Source organism: Streptomyces sp. NPDC006872 (assembly GCF_040635845.1).
Classification (GTDB): Bacteria; Actinomycetota; Actinomycetes; order Streptomycetales; family Streptomycetaceae; genus Streptomyces.
Genome location: NZ_JBEYIL010000007.1, coordinates 499,862 through 515,260 on the forward strand (window position 1 = coordinate 499,862; position 15,399 = coordinate 515,260).

The following is a 15,399-nucleotide window of genomic DNA, read 5'->3' on the forward strand; positions in this document are numbered from 1 at the left end:
ATCTGCCGTTTTCATCTTCCGTTTCAGCCGTCGCGTCGCCTCTCCGCCGTCTCATCTGCGGTACGGGACCGCCGTCCGGCCCGGTTCTACGACCAGGTCGCGACCACGTACCCCACGCCGTACGGAGCGTCCTCGTACAGCAGCACGCCGGTCAGCCCCGCCTCCTCGGCCGCGCCTGCGAGCACCTGCCAGGACGCCCGGCCCGAGGCCTTGAGCTCGGACGCCAGTTCGGGGTCCAGCGCCTTGAGCGCCGCCACGTCCGCCGCGCCGAGCGCCCGCGCGACCTCCGCGTCGAAGGGCGCCGCGCGCTCGTCGAGATAGCCCGGCGCCTTCAGCGTCCGGCATGCGCTGGCGTCGCCCATCACCAACAGCGCCACCCGCCCCGCCGCTCCGGCGATCTCCCGGCCGGCCTCGAGACACCGTTCGGCCGTCAACGGCTCGCCCACGCCCAGTCCCTCGATCGGGGCATCCGACCACCCCGTCCGCTCCAGCAGCCAGGCGCCGACGGCGAGGGACGGCGGCAGCTCGCGCGGGGGCGCCGTGGCCTCGCCGCCGCGGCCGAGCCGCACGGAGAGGTCCACTCCGAAGCCGCGGAACGAACCCCGGGCGCCGGCCGGATACGGGCCGCGTGCGGACTGCTCGGCCGGTCCGACGACCACCAGCCGGTCCGGCCTGGCGGCCGCCAGCACGGCCAGCGCGTCGGAGCAGGCCGTGCGTGCGGCGTCCAGTTCGGGAGCGGCGCCCGCGGCCACCTCGGGCACGAGAAGGGGCGGGCAGGGGCAGACTGCTGCGGCGACAAGCATGATCGGCAGGGTAACCCCGCAGGAGACCCACGGGGCGACCACTGGGGGTGCCGCGCCGGACGCGTCAGTCGCAGCCGCAGCCGCTGCCCGTGGCGACCGGAAGCGGGGCGGGCACCCCGATCTTGGGCAGACCGAGCAGCACTCCGGCCGGCTTCGCCGCCTTCTCCGCGGTGCGCTTCTCCCAGGCGTCCCCCGCGCGCGTGCGGCGCACTTCCAGGGCGGCGCCCTCGGCCAGGAGGTGGTGCGGGGCGGCGTACGTCACCTCGACGACGACGACGTCGCCGGGGCGGACCTCCTGCTCCGGCTTGGTGAAGTGGACCAGGCGGTTGTCGGGGGCGCGGCCGGAGAGGCGGTGGGTGGCGCCGTCCTTGCGGCCCTCGCCCTCGGCCACCATGAGCTCCAGGGTGCGGCCGACCTGCTTCTTGTTCTCCTCCCAGGAGATCTCCTCCTGAAGGGCGACGAGACGCTCGTAGCGCGCCTGCACGACCTCCTTGGGGATCTGGTTCTCCATGGTCGCGGCGGGGGTGCCGGGCCGCTTGGAGTACTGGAACGTGAACGCCTGGGCGAAGCGGGCCTCGCGGACCGCGTGGAGGGTCTGCTCGAAGTCCTCCTCGGTCTCGCCGGGGAAGCCCACGATGATGTCGGTGGTGATCGCCGCGTGCGGGATGGCGGCGCGGACCTTCTCGATGATCCCGAGGTAGCGCTCCTGCCGGTACGAGCGGCGCATCGCCTTCAGGACCGTGTCCGAGCCCGACTGCATCGGCATGTGCAGCTGCGGCATGACGTTGGGCGTCTCGGCCATGGCGGCGATGACGTCGTCGGTGAAGTCGCGCGGGTGCGGCGAGGTGAAGCGGACGCGCTCCAGGCCCTCGATCGCGCCACACGCGCGTAGCAGCTTGCTGAACGCCTCACGGTCGCCGATGTCGCTGCCGTAAGCGTTTACGTTCTGGCCGAGCAGGGTGATCTCGGAGACGCCCTCGCCGACCAGCGCCTCGATCTCGGCGAGGATGTCGCCGGTGCGGCGGTCCTTCTCCTTGCCGCGCAGGGCGGGGACGATGCAGAAGGTGCACGTGTTGTTGCAGCCGACGGAGATCGACACCCAGGCCGCGTAGGCGCTTTCGCGGCGCGTCGGCAGCGTGGACGGGAAGGCCTCCAGCGACTCGGCGATCTCGACCTGCGCCTCTTCCTGCACGCGCGCGCGTTCCAGCAGGACCGGAAGCTTGCCGATGTTGTGCGTGCCGAAGACGACGTCCACCCAGGGCGCCCGCTTCACGATGGTGTCGCGGTCCTTCTGCGCGAGGCAACCGCCGACCGCGATCTGCATCCCGGGACGGCTCGCCTTCCGCGGCGCGAGCCGGCCGAGGTTGCCGTACAGCCGGTTGTCGGCGTTCTCCCGAACCGCGCAGGTGTTGAAGACGACGACGTCCGCGTCGCCGTCCGACCCCTCGGGTGCGCGCACGTACCCGGCCTCTTCGAGCAGCCCGGACAATCGCTCGGAGTCATGGACGTTCATCTGGCACCCGTAAGTGCGGATTTCGTAGCTCTTAGGTGTTTGAACGTCCACTGCGAGGCTCCGGTCGCTGCTGCTGGTCATGGCTCAAGGGTAGGCGCTCCACGCGGAACGCCCGTCTCCCCGACGAGTGGCCCTCGCCCCCGACCGGCCTCAGGGGTCGACGAGACCGGCGCGGATCGCATAGCGGGTGAGCTCCAGGCGGTCGCGCATGCCGAGCTTGTGCAGGAGGTTGGCGCGGTGCCGTTCGACCGTCTTGGCGCTGATGTAGAGCAGCGCGCCGATCTCCCTGGAGGTGTGGCCCTCGGCCACGAGCTTGAGTATCTCCTCCTCGCGCTCGGTGATGGGCCGCTCGGGCAGTCCGTCGACGCCGTCGCCGCGGTGCAGCCGGTCCAGGTAGGAGCGGACGAGGGCCCGTTCCGCGCCCGGGTAGATGAACGGCTCGTCGCGCACGACCGCCCGACAGGCCTCGACCAGGTCCCGGTCGGCGACCGACTTGAGGACATAGCCGCCGGCTCCGGCCTTGAGGGCCTCGAAGAAGTACTGCTCGTTGTCGTACATGGTCAGGATGAGGATGGGCAGGGCCGGGAGGCGGCGGGAGAGTTCCCGGGCCGCCTGCAGACCGGTCATCCGGGGCATGGCCACGTCGAGGACGGCCAGGTCGATGTCCCCGGCCCGGGCGCGCTCGACCGCCTCGGCCCCGTCGCCCGCCTCGGCGACCACCGTCAGATCGGGCTCACCGTCCAGGATGAGCCGCACTCCCCGGCGGACGAGTGTGTGGTCGTCGGCGAGGAGGACGCGGGTCGGCGGAGTGGCTGGTGCGGGTATGAGAGGCGACGCGGGGCTGGCAGTGGGGGAGGTCGCTGAGGTGGCGTCCGTCATCGGTGGCCTCCCGGAGCGGCGACGTCCGGTCGGTCGGCGCTCGCCGTCGCCCGCAGCCGTACGTCCGTCCCCCTCGGCCCGCCGCCGCTGCCGTCCGGCGTCGACGACAGGGTGAGGGTCGCCCCGATCAACAGGGCCCGTTCGCGCATCCCCCGGATGCCGGCACCCGCGTCCGCCGCCGCGCCCAGGCCGCTGCCGTTGTCCCGGACGAGGAGTTCGACGCCTTCGGCGACCGGGCGGACGCGGAGTTCGGCGCGGTCGGCGCCGGAGTGCCGGGCGGTGTTGGTGAGGGCTTCCTGGGCCACGCGGTAGAGCACGAGTTCCGTCTCCTCGGTCAGCGGGGGCAAGCCGGTGCGCAGGTCGTGGCGCACGGTCAGCCCGTGGGTGGTGAACTCGGCCGCGAGGGAGCGCAGCGCGCTGAGCAGGCCGAGTTCGTCGAGGACGCCGGGGCGCAGCCGGCGGGCGATGCGGCGAATCTCGTCGAGGCCGGCCCGGGTGGCCTCCTGCGCCTGGCCCAGTTCCTCGCGCAGGTCCGCGGGGCCCCGGTCGGCGACGCGCTTGAGCTGGAGCAGCACTGCGGTCAGGGTCTGGCCGACCTCGTCGTGCAGTTCACGCGCGATGCGGTGGCGCTCGCGCTCCTGCGCGGACAGCGCCCCGGCCGCGCTGGCCGCGCGCTCGGCCTCCAGCCGGTCCAGCATGGCGTTGTAGGTGGTGATCAGCTCGGCCGTCTCGACCGGCCCCGAGACCACGGCACGCACCCCGGGGTGCAGCAGGTCGGCGTCGGCCATGGCCCGGCCCAGCCGCCCCAGCGGGGCCAGTCCGACGCGCAGCACGACCGCGTTGACGGTCAGCAGCGCGGCCAGGCCCGCCACCACGACGAGCACCTCACCCGGCAGTATGGGCGTGGACACGGTGACCGGGCCCAGCAGCAGCGCGGCCGCCACGACCAGGCCGAAGGCGTTGAGGACGAAGATCCGCCAGAACAACGACACGTGCGCGGCTCCTCCTCTCCCGCTCTCTCCCTCTTGCCATGGCACCGCCGTGACCAGCCTCTTCGCCCACCGTCGGCCCTGTCCATCCGTCACGACACCCATGTCGTCACCGTACGGGTGGATGGCAGCATGGCGGCGGGACGACCGGCACGACCGGCACACGATCAGCAAGGGGAAGAAACGTGTCTGCTCCACGCCTCCGGACGACACCGCTGCCAGGCATCGGCGTCCAGTACGACCTCGTGACGCGGGAGCAGCGCCACCTGTCCGTGGTGGCCCACCGCGACGGCGCCCGCACGTTCAGCGTGTACCGGGCCGACGACCCCGACTCCTGCGCCCAGTCCCTGCGGCTGACCGGCACCGAGGCCGACGCGCTGATCGACGCGCTGATGCCCTCCCATCACAGCCCGAGCCTGCTCTACACCACGGACCTTGGTCTGGTCGCCGAGCGGGTCGAGGTGGCGACCACCTCGCGCTGGAACGGGAGGCTGCTGGGCGACACCCGGATGCGCACGGAGACCGGCGCCTCGATCGTGGCGGTGCTGCGCCGGGCCGAGGCGATTCCGTCCCCGACGCCCGGCTTCCGTCTTGCGGGCGGCGACACCCTCATCGTCATCGGCACCCGCGAAGGCGTGGACGCGGCCGCGGCGATACTCGGTCGGGAGTGATCCGGTGCACTCCGCAGTCCTGCTGATCGAGTTCGGTTCCATCATCCTCGGCCTCGGCCTGCTCGGCCGGTTCGCCGCCCGTTTCCGGCTGTCGCCGATCCCGCTGTATCTGCTGGCCGGTCTGGCCTTCGGCGAGGGAGGGCTGCTGCCCCTCGGCGCGAGCGAGGAGTTCGTGGCCATCGGCGCCGAGATCGGCGTCATCCTGTTGCTGCTGATGCTCGGCCTGGAGTACACGGCGAGCGATCTCGTCTCCAACCTCAAGTCCCACTATCCGGCCGGTCTCGTCGACTGCGCCCTCAACGCCGTGCCGGGTGCGGCCGCCGCGCTGCTGCTGGGCTGGGGGCCGGTGGCGGCCGTGGTGCTGGCGGGCGTCACCTGGATCTCGTCCTCCGGGGTGATCGCCAAGGTGCTGGGCGATCTGGGCCGGGTCGGCAACCGGGAGACTCCGGTGATCCTGAGCGTGCTGGTCCTGGAGGACCTGGCCATGGCGGTCTACCTGCCCGTCGTCACCGCCCTGGTGGCCGGCGTGGGGCTGGCGGCCGGCAGCGTGACCGTGGCGATCGCACTGGGCGTCGCGGGGCTCGTGCTGTTCGCGGCGGTGCGGTACGGCAGGGTCATCTCCCGTTTCGTGTCGAGCGACGACCCGGAGAAGCTGCTCCTCGTCGTGTTGGGGCTGACGATCCTGGTCGCGGGCGTGGCGCAGCAACTCCAGGTGTCGGCGGCGGTGGGGGCGTTCCTGGTGGGCATCGCGCTGTCCGGGGAGGTCGCCGAGGGCGCGCACACCCTGCTGAGCCCGCTGCGGGACCTGTTCGCGGCGGTCTTCTTCGTCTTCTTCGGCCTGCACACCGACCCGGCGAGCATCCCTCCCGTCCTCCTGCCCGCCCTCGCGCTGGCGATCGTGACCGCCGCGACGAAGATCGCCACCGGCTACTGGGCGGCCCGGCGGGCCGGGATCTCGGTCAAGGGGCGCTGGCGGACGGGCGGCGCGCTGGTGGCGCGCGGGGAGTTCTCGATCGTCATCGCCGGACTGGCCGTCACCGCCGGAATCGAGCCGTCACTGGGTCCGCTGGCGACGGCGTACGTCCTGATCCTGGTCGTCGTGGGCCCGATCACCGCCCGCTACACGGAACCGTTGGCGGCCCGCTGGGCGCGTCGCCGGGCGCCGCAGGGCAGCGACAATCCGGAGCAACTGCCCGAGGCGTTGCCGCCGACGCGGGTGGGCGACTGAGGCGGGGCGGCTGAACGGCGGTGGGTCGTCTGCGGCGCGGGTACTGACGGCGGCGGGTCGGCTGAGTCGCAGGCACTGACGGCGGTGGATCGGCTGCGGCGCGGCCGCCGCCGGCAGTGGGTCGGCTGCCGCGCGGCCGCTGATCCCGGCGCAGGCAGGCCGCGAACGCAGGCGGTGACGGCGGTGACAGCGGTGTGCGACGGGGGTGCGTGGGGCACGCGGACCGCACTCGGGCGCACCGCCACAGCGCATGGCGTACGTCACATTGCCGCGTGGGGAAATCGTGAAGGGCCAAGGAGAGCAGCATGGCATGCTCATGCCTAGTTACCTGCCGGTAGGAAACAGTCTGTCCGGCCGGTGCCTCCTGCTTTCCCACCCCCACGTCAGGACTGACCTTGCGCAGACGCACGAGGCACACCCGTGCCCTCATGCCCGCCTTAGCCGCATCCGCTCTCCTTCTCGCCGCGGGCTGCTCCTCCCCCTCCTCCCAGGCCGAGCCCCCTTCCTCGTCGGCCGGCCGCCAGACGGACGCGGAGACCTCCGCCTCCTCCGCCGACCGCTCGCTCGCGGTGGCGGCCGCACCCGCCGGCGGCGCCGCGACCGCCGCGGCCCGTCCCGGTGACGCCGACGGACAGGCCCACCGGACGAAGCTCAGCGTCAGCTCGTACGACAGCAAGACCGGACGAGCCGTCATCTCCTCCGGCGCCTCCTCCGGCACGCCCTCCGACACCGCCACCGCTTCCGCCACTTCCTCCGGCACTCCCTCCAACGACGGCACAGGCGGCGCGAGTTCCCCCGCGACCCCCTCCCCGACCGCGTCGGAAGTCCCGCACCGCACGGCCGTGGGCGATGTCATCGCCAGCGCGCCCGCGCCCGGTGCGCCGAACGGGCTCCTCGCCGAGGTCACGAAGGTGATCGGCGAGACCGCCGAGGGCACGGCGGTGCAGACCGAGCCCGCCCAGCTCAACGCCCTGCTCGGGGACGACATCGCCAAGGGCAGCGTGCCGGTCGATCCGGCCTCCTTCGACATCGACAAGCTGCTGCCCGACGTCGACGTCTCCTGGTCGCGGACGGGTGACGTCCACGTCGGTCCCGAGGGAGCGACGGTTCCGCTCGGCAGCCTGCGGCTCGACGTCCGCGCCGACCTGCCGACCGTCGGGAACGAGTCGGCCTCCGCGGCCGCCTCCGTCTCCGGTTTTGTGCAGGTCGCCCCGCAGGTCGACTTCCGTTACGGCGGCGAGGGCGCCGACGTCGCGCCCGCCTCGGCCTACCTGGGCGTCTCCGGCGACTGGACCTCCGGTTGGTCCCTCGATGGCCGCGCCGGCGCCTCGGCCACCCCGGTGCGGATCCCGTTCGCCACCCTGCACGCCGATCCGGTTCTCCAGGTCGGCCCCGTCCCCGTCGTGGTCAACCTCGACCTGACCTGCTACATCGCAATCAGCGGCGACGGCAGGATCACCGTCGACGTGGAGCAGAGCCTCGAAGGCGACTTCAAGGCGGGCGGCACCTTCGGCCTGGGCCAGGGCTGGACGCCCGTCAGCGCCTCGGACATGAAGAGCACTCCGGTGCGCACGTCCGTCACCACCGCCGGCAGCGTCAAGGCGGCCCTCGGGGCCCAGGCCTCGGTCGGCCTGTACGGCAGCGTCGGGGTCGTCGCCGACCTGGCGCCCTATGTCCGCGGCGAGGGCACCGGCACGGTCACCGGCACCGACGACGTGTTCGAGGCCGACGGCTCATGGGCCGTCTACGGCGGTGTCGACCTCAGCGGCACTCTGCGGCTGCAACTGACCGTCTTCGGCACGCCCGTGTTCCAGCGGGACATCCCGTTGGGCGCGCTGCACCGCGAGTGGAAGCTGGCGGGCGGCGGCACGCCGTAACCCGACGCCCGGGCCTCAGGCTGCGCCGTCCGGTATCCATCCCTGGCGGCGCAGCACCGCGGACACGTCCGGCGCTTCGTAGTGCTCCCCCTTGAGGACCTTGCCGTCGGCGCGGCGGGCGACCTGGCCGTCGGGGCCCAGCTTGGACATGTTGGCCCGGTGGATCTCGGCGAGCACCGCGTCGAGGTCGATCCCGTGCACCAGAGCCGTGCCGTAGGCGACGTAGACGACATCGGCCAGCTCGTGCGCGAGCCGGTCCAGCGGGCCGCTCACCGCCACCTCGGCGACCTCCGCGGCCTCCTCGGCGAGCAGCTCCCCGCGGTGCGCGGCGAGCCGGGCGGACACCTCCGTAGGCGTGCTGCGGGCGTCGAGCCCGAAGGCGCGGTGGAATTCACGGACCAGGTCGGCGGGCGAGGAACTCATGCACAGACTGTAACGACGACCACTGACAGTCCGGACCTTGAGCCGTTCCGCAGGCCGACCCACGAACCGGTCCCGTGAGCCCCGCCCTGGTCAGCACCGCGTACCGGCTGGCAGGATCGAGCCCATGTCCAAGGTGTTCTCCCGGATCGACAGGCGTCGTGCCCTGCAGGGCACGATCGTCGGCGCCGTCGTCCTCGGGCTGCTGCTGTGGTGGCTGCTGCCGCTGGGCGAGGAGCCGCCGAGCGGGTCCATCGACTTCAGCACCGGCTCGACGAGCGGCGTCTACCAGGAGTACGGCAGCCAGCTGCGCGACGCGCTCGCCAAGGACATGCCCGACCTGAAGGTCACGCTGAAGACCAGCAACGGATCGCAGGCGAACGTCGAGCGGGTGGCGACGGGCGAGGCCGACTTCACCATCGCCGCGGCCGACGCCGTGGAGACGTACGAGGCGCAGCACCCCGGCTCGGCCGCCAAGCTGCGCGGGGTGGCCCGGCTGTACGACGACTACGTGCAGCTCGTGGTGCCGCGCAACTCGGACATCCGGTCCATCGCGGACCTGCGGGGCAGGACGGTGGCGACGGGGCTGCCCCGCTCGGGGGTGCGGCTGATCGCCGAACGGGTGCTCAAGGCGGCCGGTCTGGACCCGGCGAAGGACGTCAAGGCCGTCCAGGCGGGCATCGACACCGGTCCCGAGGAACTGAAGCAGGGGACGATCGACGCGTTCTTCTGGTCCGGCGGGGTGCCGACGGCCGGGTTGGAGAAGCTGGCCGACTCCTTCACCTTCCGGTTCGTGCCGATCACCGCCGAGTTCGTCGCCAAGATGCACGACGAGGACGACGCCACCGGCTACTACCGGGCCACGAACATGCCGGAGTCGGCCTACCCCAACATCCAGAACGGCTACACCGTGGCGACGATCGCGGTGTCCAACCTGCTGATGACCCGTACGGACATGGACCCCCGTCTCACCGAGTGGCTGACCCGGACCGTGATCAAGAGCCGGGACCGCATCGGCGGGAAGGTGCACTCCGCACAGCTGGTCGACCTGCGCACGGCCATCTACACCGACCCGCTGCCGCTGCACCAGGGCGCCCGGCGCTACTACAAGTCCGTCAAGCCGTAAGCCGTACGTCGCCCGGTCACGGCGCCGGCGACCTCGGCACCGACACCGTCGCCGTCAGTCCGCTGGGCTCGTGGTGGTCGTACGCGAGCGAGCCGCCGCCCGCCGCGAGCAGGGCCCGGGAGATGGACAGGCCCAGGCCCGAGCCCTTGATGTTCTGGTGGCGGCCGCTGCGCCAGAAGCGGTCGCCCACGCGCGTGAGCTCCTCGTCGGTCAGCCCCGGCCCGTTGTCGGTGACGACGATCGTCGAGGTCTCGCCGTCGGCGGCGACGGTGACCTCGACTTTCTCCCCCTCCGGAGTGAACTTCACCGCGTTGTCGATCACGGCGTCCAGCGCGCTGGACAGCGTCACCGGGTCGGCCCAGGCCGTGGTGGGCGGGCAGTCGCCCACCAGTCGGACGCCCTTGGCCTCGGCGGTGGGCGCCCAGGCGGCGACGCGCTCGGCAGCCAGCGCGCCGACGTCGGTGACCCGCAGATGCGCCTCGGCGTGCTCGGCCAGGGCCAGGTCGAGCAGGTCGTCCAGGACCTGGGCCAGGCGTTTGCCCTCGTTCTGGACGGAGGCGATCTCCTCGTTGCCCTCCGGGAGCTCGTAGGCCAGCAGTTCGATGCGCAGCAGCAGTGCGGCGAGCGGGTTGCGCAGTTGGTGCGAGGCGTCGGCGACGAAGGCGCGCTGCTGTTCCAGCACATCCTCGACGTTGTCCGCCATCTCGTTGAACGACCGGGCCAGTCGCCGGAGTTCCGGCGGTCCGCCGGCCACCGCGACCCGGGACTTCAGGCGGCCGCTGGCGATCGAGTGAGTCGTGGTGTCCAGGACGCGCACGGGCTTGAGCACCCAGCCGGTCAGCCGCAGGGCGGCGCCGATGGCGAGCAGCATCGCGGCGAACTCGCCGGCGCCGATGACCAGCCAGCCGTGCTGGATCCTCGAACGCATCGGCCCGGTGGGCGAGTCGGTGACGACGACCGCGACGACGTCGCCGTCCCTGATGACCGGCGACGCCACGACGAGCCGGTTGCGCTGCCACGGCCACACCTGCTTGGGATCGTGGCTGCGACGGCTGAGCAGCGCCTCCTCGAACGCGTCCCGCACCTCACCCGATTCGGGGAGGTACCAGTCGCGCGGAGCATGAGCCATGGGGGTGTCGGTGCCGTAGAAGACGCCGGCCCGAATGCCGTAGACGTCGTAGTAGCTGTCGAGCTCCCGCCTGAGCGTCTCGCGTCGCTCGTTCGTGGACGCCGACGCGTCGTCGCCGGTGCTCGAAGAGAGGGTGACGAACTGCGCGAGCGCCGCGAAGCGCGCGGTGTCGTCGATGCGGTCGACGACCACGTTCTGCTGCTGGGCGCCCGCCACGCTGACGGCCAGCGGCACCCCGAGGGCCAGCAGCACGGCGGCCATCAGGACGATGAGCAGCGGCAGGAGACGTTTATGCAACTACGGTCCCCGCTACGCGGCCGGCGCGACGAGCCGGTAGCCGACGCCGCGCACGGTCTCGATCAGCGCGGGCATGCGCAGCTTGGCGCGCAGGGAGGCCACGTGCACCTCCAGGGTGCGCCCGGTCCCCTCCCAGCTGGTGCGCCATACCTCGCTGATGATCTGCTCCCGGCGGAAGACGACCCCGGGGCGCTGGGCGAGCAGCGCCAGGAGGTCGAACTCCTTGCGGGTGAGCTGGACGACCGCGCCGTCCACCGTGACGCGCCGGGTGGGCAGCTCGATGTGCACGGCGCCCAGGCGCAGCGCGCTCTCACCGCCGACGGCCTGGTCCTCGTGGACGGTGCGGCGGCTGACGGCGTGGATGCGGGCGAGCAGTTCCCCGGTGTCGTACGGCTTCACCACGTAGTCGTCGGCCCCCATGTTGAGGCCGTGGATGCGGGAGCGGACGTCGGAGCGGGCGGTCACCATGATCACCGGCGTGGCGGTGCGCTTGCGGATCTTGCCGCAGACCTCGTATCCGTCCTGGTCGGGCAGACCCAGGTCGAGCAGCACGACCCCGAAGCCGGGGCCCTCCGGGACGAGCGCCTGGAGCGCCTCCTCGCCGCTACGCGCGTGCGTGACGTCGAAACCGTGCCGCTTGAGGACCGCGGACAGGGCAGCGGCGACATGGTTGTCGTCCTCGACGAGCAGCAGTCTCATCCCGGCCTCCTTCGGTTCATCGGGCATACGGTCTGACTCACTAAAACGGGCGTACGGTTCTCGGTGACGGAAAAAACCCGGGCACACGCGTGTGTGCATCATGGCAGTCACGCTGATGGACGAGGACGCAGTCAAGAGAGTTCCGGTTGCGCTCGCCTTCCGTTACTCCCCCGATACGCACGCAGGTCACAAGTGCTACGACACGTGTCCGATTGCTATCGGATCGTGATGCTCAGATTCCCCTCAGATGTAATGACGCTGGTCGCGGCAGGTCACTACTGTCCTCCGAAACCGAGGAGGACGGAGCCCCCGAGCGATGACCGAAGTATCGGTGACCAAGCAAGACGCGGTCGCGAGCGGTGAACTGGTCGTCCTGAAGAGCGTCAACAAGCACTTCGGCGCGTTGCACGTTCTCCAGGACATCGACCTCACGATCGACCGCGGCGAGGTCGTCGTGGTCATCGGACCCTCCGGGTCCGGTAAGTCGACCCTGTGCCGCACCATCAACCGACTGGAGACGATCGACGAGGGCACGATCGCGATCGACGGCAAGCCGCTGCCCCAGGAGGGCAAGGCACTTGCCCGGCTGCGCGCCGACGTCGGCATGGTGTTCCAGTCGTTCAACCTGTTCGCGCACAAGACCGTTCTCGAGAACGTGATGCTCGGCCAGATCAAGGTCCGCAAGGCCGACAAGAAGGCGGCCGAGGAGAAGGCCCGCGCCCTCCTCGACCGGGTCGGCGTGGGCATCCAGGCCGACAAGTACCCGGCGCAGCTCTCCGGCGGCCAGCAGCAGCGCGTCGCCATCGCGCGGGCGCTGGCGATGGACCCGAAGGTCATGCTCTTCGACGAGCCGACCTCGGCCCTGGACCCGGAGATGATCAACGAGGTCCTCGAGGTCATGCAGCAGCTGGCCCGGGACGGCATGACCATGATCGTCGTCACCCACGAGATGGGTTTCGCACGATCGGCTGCAAACCGCGTGGTGTTCATGGCCGACGGACGCATCGTCGAAGAGGCTGCGCCCGATCAGTTCTTCAGCAATCCGCGCAGCGACCGTGCCAAGGACTTCCTGTCGAAGATCCTGCACCACTGACGGAATTCCGCACCGCCCGCAGTCCTTCATCACTCTTCTAAGGAAGTTCCTCATGAAGCTTCGCAAGGTCACCGCCGTCTCTGCCGCAGCCCTCGTTCTCGCCCTGACCGCCACCGCGTGCGGCAGCGACGACAAGGACGACGCGAGCAGCAGCGCCTCCAGCAGCGGGAGCGGCAGCGGCGGGAAGATCAAGATCGGCATCAAGTACGACCAGCCCGGCCTCGGTCTGAAGAAGCCCGACGGGTCCTTCGCCGGCTTCGACGTGGACGTCGCCACGTACGTCGCCAAAGAGCTCGGCTACGAGCCGGACCAGATCGAGTTCGTCGAGACCAAGAGCGCCGACCGCGAGAACGCCATCGAGCGCGGGGACGTGAAGTTCATCGCGGCCACCTACTCGATCAACGACAAGCGCAAGGCGAAGGTCGACTTCGCCGGCCCGTACCTGCTGGCCCACCAGGACCTGCTGCTCAAGTCGGACTCGACGATCAGCAAGGCCGAGGACCTCAACGGCAAGAAGCTGTGTTCCGTGACCGGCTCCACCTCGGCGCAGAACATCCACGACACGATCGCCCCGAAGGCGAACCTCAAGGAGCTGAGCTCCTACTCGGAGTGCATCGCCGGTCTGCAGAGCGGCGCCGTGGACGCGGTCACCACCGACGACTCGATCCTGGCCGGCTTCGCCTCGCAGGAGCAGTACAAGGGCAAGTTCAAGCTCGCGGGCCTGAAGCTCAGCAACGAGAACTACGGCGTCGGCGTCAAGAAGGGCGACACCGCGACCGTGGACAAGATCAACACGGCGCTGGAGAAGATGGTCAGCGACGGCTCCTGGCAGAAGGCCGTCGAGGCCAACTTCGGCCCGGCGAACTACAAGAACGAGCCCGCCCCGAAGATCGGCGTCATCGTCCCGAACGCGTCGTAAGCACCGTCCAGCCACGCGGGGTTCCTGCGGCGCGCCGCCGTCCGTCGCGATCACGGCGGCGACGCGCCCCGCCCTCCTCATACGCCACCCACCCGGAAGCGCGGGAGATCGTGTTCGACTTTCTTGAAGGTTACGACGTCCTAGGGGCGTTCTGGATGACGGTGAAGCTCACCGCCCTCTCCGCCGTGGGCTCCCTGATCTGGGGCACCCTGCTGGCCGGGATGCGGGTCAGCCCGGTCCCGCTGATGCGCGGGTTCGCCACCGCCTACGTCAACATCGTCCGGAACATCCCCCTGACGGTCATCATCCTCTTCAGCTCGCTCGGCCTCGCCGATGTCTTCGGCATGACCCTGGGCGCCGAGGACTTCGACGTCCAGGGCTTCCGGCTGGCCGTTCTCGGCCTGGTCGCCTACACCGCGGCCTTCGTGTGCGAGGCGATCCGCTCCGGCATCAACACGGTGCCCATGGGGCAGGCGGAGGCGGCCCGGGCCATCGGGCTGACCTTCAGCCAGACCCTCACGCTCATCGTCCTGCCGCAGGCCTTCCGCTCGGTCATCGGACCGTTGGCGAACGTCCTGATCGCACTGACCAAGAACACCACGGTGGCTGCTGCCATCGGCGTCGCCGAGGCCGCCTATCTGATGAAGACGATGATCGAGAACGAAGCTCAGACGCTGCTCATCGGCGCGGTCTTCGCGTTCGGTTTCGTGGTACTGACCCTGCCGACCGGCCTCATCCTGGGCTGGCTCAGCAAGCGACTGGCGGTGAAGCGATGAGCTCGGTCCTCTATGACACTCCCGGCCCCCGCGCCCAGCGGCGCAACCTCGTCCTCTCGGTCGTCTTCTTCGTCCTCCTCGCCCTGTTCATGTGGTGGGTGTGGCAGAAGATGGACGAGAAGGACCAGCTCACCTCCGCCCTGTGGAAGCCGTTCACCGAGTCCGAGGCCTGGACGACGTATCTGCTCCCCGGCCTCGCCAACACGCTGAAGGCCGCGGCCCTCGCCATGGTGATCGCCCTTCCCCTGGGCGCCGTCTTCGGCATCGCACGCCTGTCCGACCACCGGTGGGTGCGGACCGTGGCCGGCACGGTGGTCGAGTTCTTCCGGTCCATCCCGGTGCTGCTGCTCATGCTGTTCGCGAACGAGTTCTACTCGCGCTCCACGGGCGTCACCAGCGAGGACCGGCCACTCTACGCCGTCGTCACCGGCCTGGTGCTCTACAACGCCTCGGTCCTCGCCGAGGTCGTCCGGGCCGGCATCCTGTCGCTCCCCAAGGGGCAGACGGAGGCCGCCTACGCCATCGGTCTGCGCAAGGGCCAGACGATGAGCAGCATCCTGCTCCCGCAGGCGGTCACCGCGATGCTCCCGGCGATCGTCAGCCAGCTCGTGGTCATCGTGAAGGACACCGCGCTCGGCGGTGTGATGATCGGCTTCACCGAGCTGCTCAACTCGCGCGGCACGCTCGCGGCCAACTACGCCAACGTGATCCCGAGCTTCATCGTGGTCTCGGTCATGTTCATCGTCCTGAACTTCATCCTGACCAGCTTCGCGAGCTGGCTGGAGCGCCGCCTGCGGCGCAGCAAGCGCAGCACGGGCGCGGTCCTCGGCGTCGAGAAGATCGACGACCTGAACGCGGCCGAGGTCGGCGGCACGTTCGGCACCGGCGCAGGCGGCTCGATCTGACGCCCGCTCAACTCGGGTGACCGGTACGGAGGCAGTGGCGTGCGCGCCGCTGCCTTTCGTCACTTGACGCAAGCA

At 70.7% G+C, this 15,399-nt stretch carries 15 protein-coding genes; 8 read left to right on the forward strand and 7 right to left on the reverse strand.

Annotation, left to right across the window (positions count from 1 at the left end):
- Positions 1–86: 86 nt before the first annotated feature.
- The 4 genes from ABZ725_RS23330 to ABZ725_RS23345 all read right to left on the reverse strand — a co-directional run bounded on the left by ABZ725_RS23330 (position 87) and on the right by ABZ725_RS23345 (position 4,187).
- Positions 87–803, reverse strand: a complete 717-nt coding sequence (locus tag ABZ725_RS23330; RefSeq protein WP_358804489.1) for a class III extradiol dioxygenase subunit B-like domain-containing protein — start codon at positions 801–803, stop codon at positions 87–89.
- A gap of 64 nt (positions 804–867) precedes the next feature.
- Positions 868–2,397 (reverse strand): tRNA (N6-isopentenyl adenosine(37)-C2)-methylthiotransferase MiaB, encoded by a 1,530-nt coding sequence (gene miaB / locus ABZ725_RS23335; protein WP_358804490.1) that lies wholly within the window; start codon positions 2,395–2,397, stop codon positions 868–870.
- Between the two features lie 69 nt (positions 2,398–2,466).
- Positions 2,467–3,195: a response regulator transcription factor gene (locus ABZ725_RS23340; protein WP_358804491.1), complete on the reverse strand. Its 729-nt coding sequence runs from the start codon at positions 3,193–3,195 to the stop codon at positions 2,467–2,469.
- The gene (locus ABZ725_RS23345) at positions 3,192–4,187 is read right to left on the reverse strand and encodes a sensor histidine kinase (RefSeq protein WP_358804492.1); all 996 of its coding nucleotides are present in this window, start codon (positions 4,185–4,187) and stop codon (positions 3,192–3,194) included. Before ABZ725_RS23345 ends, ABZ725_RS23340 begins: the two co-directional genes overlap by 4 nt.
- 182 nt (positions 4,188–4,369) lie before the next feature.
- Here ABZ725_RS23345 and ABZ725_RS23350 point away from each other — a divergent pair, with 182 nt between their 5' ends.
- The 3 genes from ABZ725_RS23350 to ABZ725_RS23360 all read left to right on the forward strand — a co-directional run bounded on the left by ABZ725_RS23350 (position 4,370) and on the right by ABZ725_RS23360 (position 7,960).
- Positions 4,370–4,855: a TrkA C-terminal domain-containing protein gene (locus tag ABZ725_RS23350; protein WP_358804493.1), complete on the forward strand. Its 486-nt coding sequence runs from the start codon at positions 4,370–4,372 to the stop codon at positions 4,853–4,855.
- Positions 4,856–4,859: 4 nt separating this feature from the next.
- A complete protein-coding gene (locus ABZ725_RS23355) occupies positions 4,860–6,083 on the forward strand; it encodes a cation:proton antiporter (protein ID WP_358804494.1) in 1,224 nt (407 codons plus the stop codon).
- Positions 6,084–6,511: 428 nt separating this feature from the next.
- A complete protein-coding gene (locus tag ABZ725_RS23360) occupies positions 6,512–7,960 on the forward strand; it encodes a hypothetical protein (protein ID WP_358804495.1) in 1,449 nt (482 codons plus the stop codon).
- 15 nt (positions 7,961–7,975) lie between these two features.
- Here ABZ725_RS23360 and ABZ725_RS23365 read toward each other — a convergent pair whose 3' ends face one another.
- Positions 7,976–8,383 carry a MazG nucleotide pyrophosphohydrolase domain-containing protein gene (locus ABZ725_RS23365; RefSeq protein ID WP_351909486.1) on the reverse strand — a complete coding sequence of 136 codons (408 nt, stop codon included), beginning with the start codon at positions 8,381–8,383 and terminating at the stop codon, positions 7,976–7,978.
- A 124-nt stretch (positions 8,384–8,507) separates the two neighbouring features.
- Here ABZ725_RS23365 and ABZ725_RS23370 point away from each other — a divergent pair, with 124 nt between their 5' ends.
- Positions 8,508–9,506 carry a TAXI family TRAP transporter solute-binding subunit gene (locus ABZ725_RS23370; protein WP_358804496.1) on the forward strand — a complete coding sequence of 333 codons (999 nt, stop codon included), beginning with the start codon at positions 8,508–8,510 and terminating at the stop codon, positions 9,504–9,506.
- Positions 9,507–9,522: 16 nt separating this feature from the next.
- Here the strand turns inward: ABZ725_RS23370 and ABZ725_RS23375 are convergent, their stop codons facing one another.
- Together ABZ725_RS23375 and ABZ725_RS23380 are read right to left on the reverse strand one after the other, a co-directional pair.
- Positions 9,523–10,932, reverse strand: coding sequence for a HAMP domain-containing sensor histidine kinase (locus tag ABZ725_RS23375; RefSeq protein ID WP_358804497.1), 1,410 nt, complete (start codon positions 10,930–10,932; stop codon positions 9,523–9,525).
- Between the two features lie 12 nt (positions 10,933–10,944).
- Positions 10,945–11,631: a response regulator transcription factor gene (locus ABZ725_RS23380; protein WP_351909480.1), complete on the reverse strand. Its 687-nt coding sequence runs from the start codon at positions 11,629–11,631 to the stop codon at positions 10,945–10,947.
- A 316-nt stretch (positions 11,632–11,947) separates the two neighbouring features.
- On the opposite strand from ABZ725_RS23380, the gene ABZ725_RS23385 reads away from it, so the two are divergent.
- The 4 genes from ABZ725_RS23385 (at position 11,948) to ABZ725_RS23400 (ending at position 15,324) form a co-directional block, all read left to right on the forward strand.
- Entirely contained in the window at positions 11,948–12,724 is a 777-nt protein-coding gene (locus tag ABZ725_RS23385; RefSeq protein ID WP_358804498.1) for an amino acid ABC transporter ATP-binding protein, read from the forward strand.
- 52 nt (positions 12,725–12,776) lie between these two features.
- A complete protein-coding gene (locus ABZ725_RS23390; RefSeq protein ID WP_358804499.1) occupies positions 12,777–13,643 on the forward strand; it encodes a glutamate ABC transporter substrate-binding protein in 867 nt (288 codons plus the stop codon).
- A gap of 110 nt (positions 13,644–13,753) precedes the next feature.
- Positions 13,754–14,419, forward strand: coding sequence for an amino acid ABC transporter permease (locus tag ABZ725_RS23395; RefSeq protein WP_351909474.1), 666 nt, complete (start codon positions 13,754–13,756; stop codon positions 14,417–14,419).
- The gene (locus tag ABZ725_RS23400; RefSeq protein ID WP_351909472.1) at positions 14,416–15,324 is read left to right on the forward strand and encodes an amino acid ABC transporter permease; all 909 of its coding nucleotides are present in this window, start codon (positions 14,416–14,418) and stop codon (positions 15,322–15,324) included. The genes ABZ725_RS23395 and ABZ725_RS23400 overlap by 4 nt, the downstream gene beginning before the upstream one ends.
- The last annotated feature ends 75 nt before the right edge of the window (positions 15,325–15,399 follow it).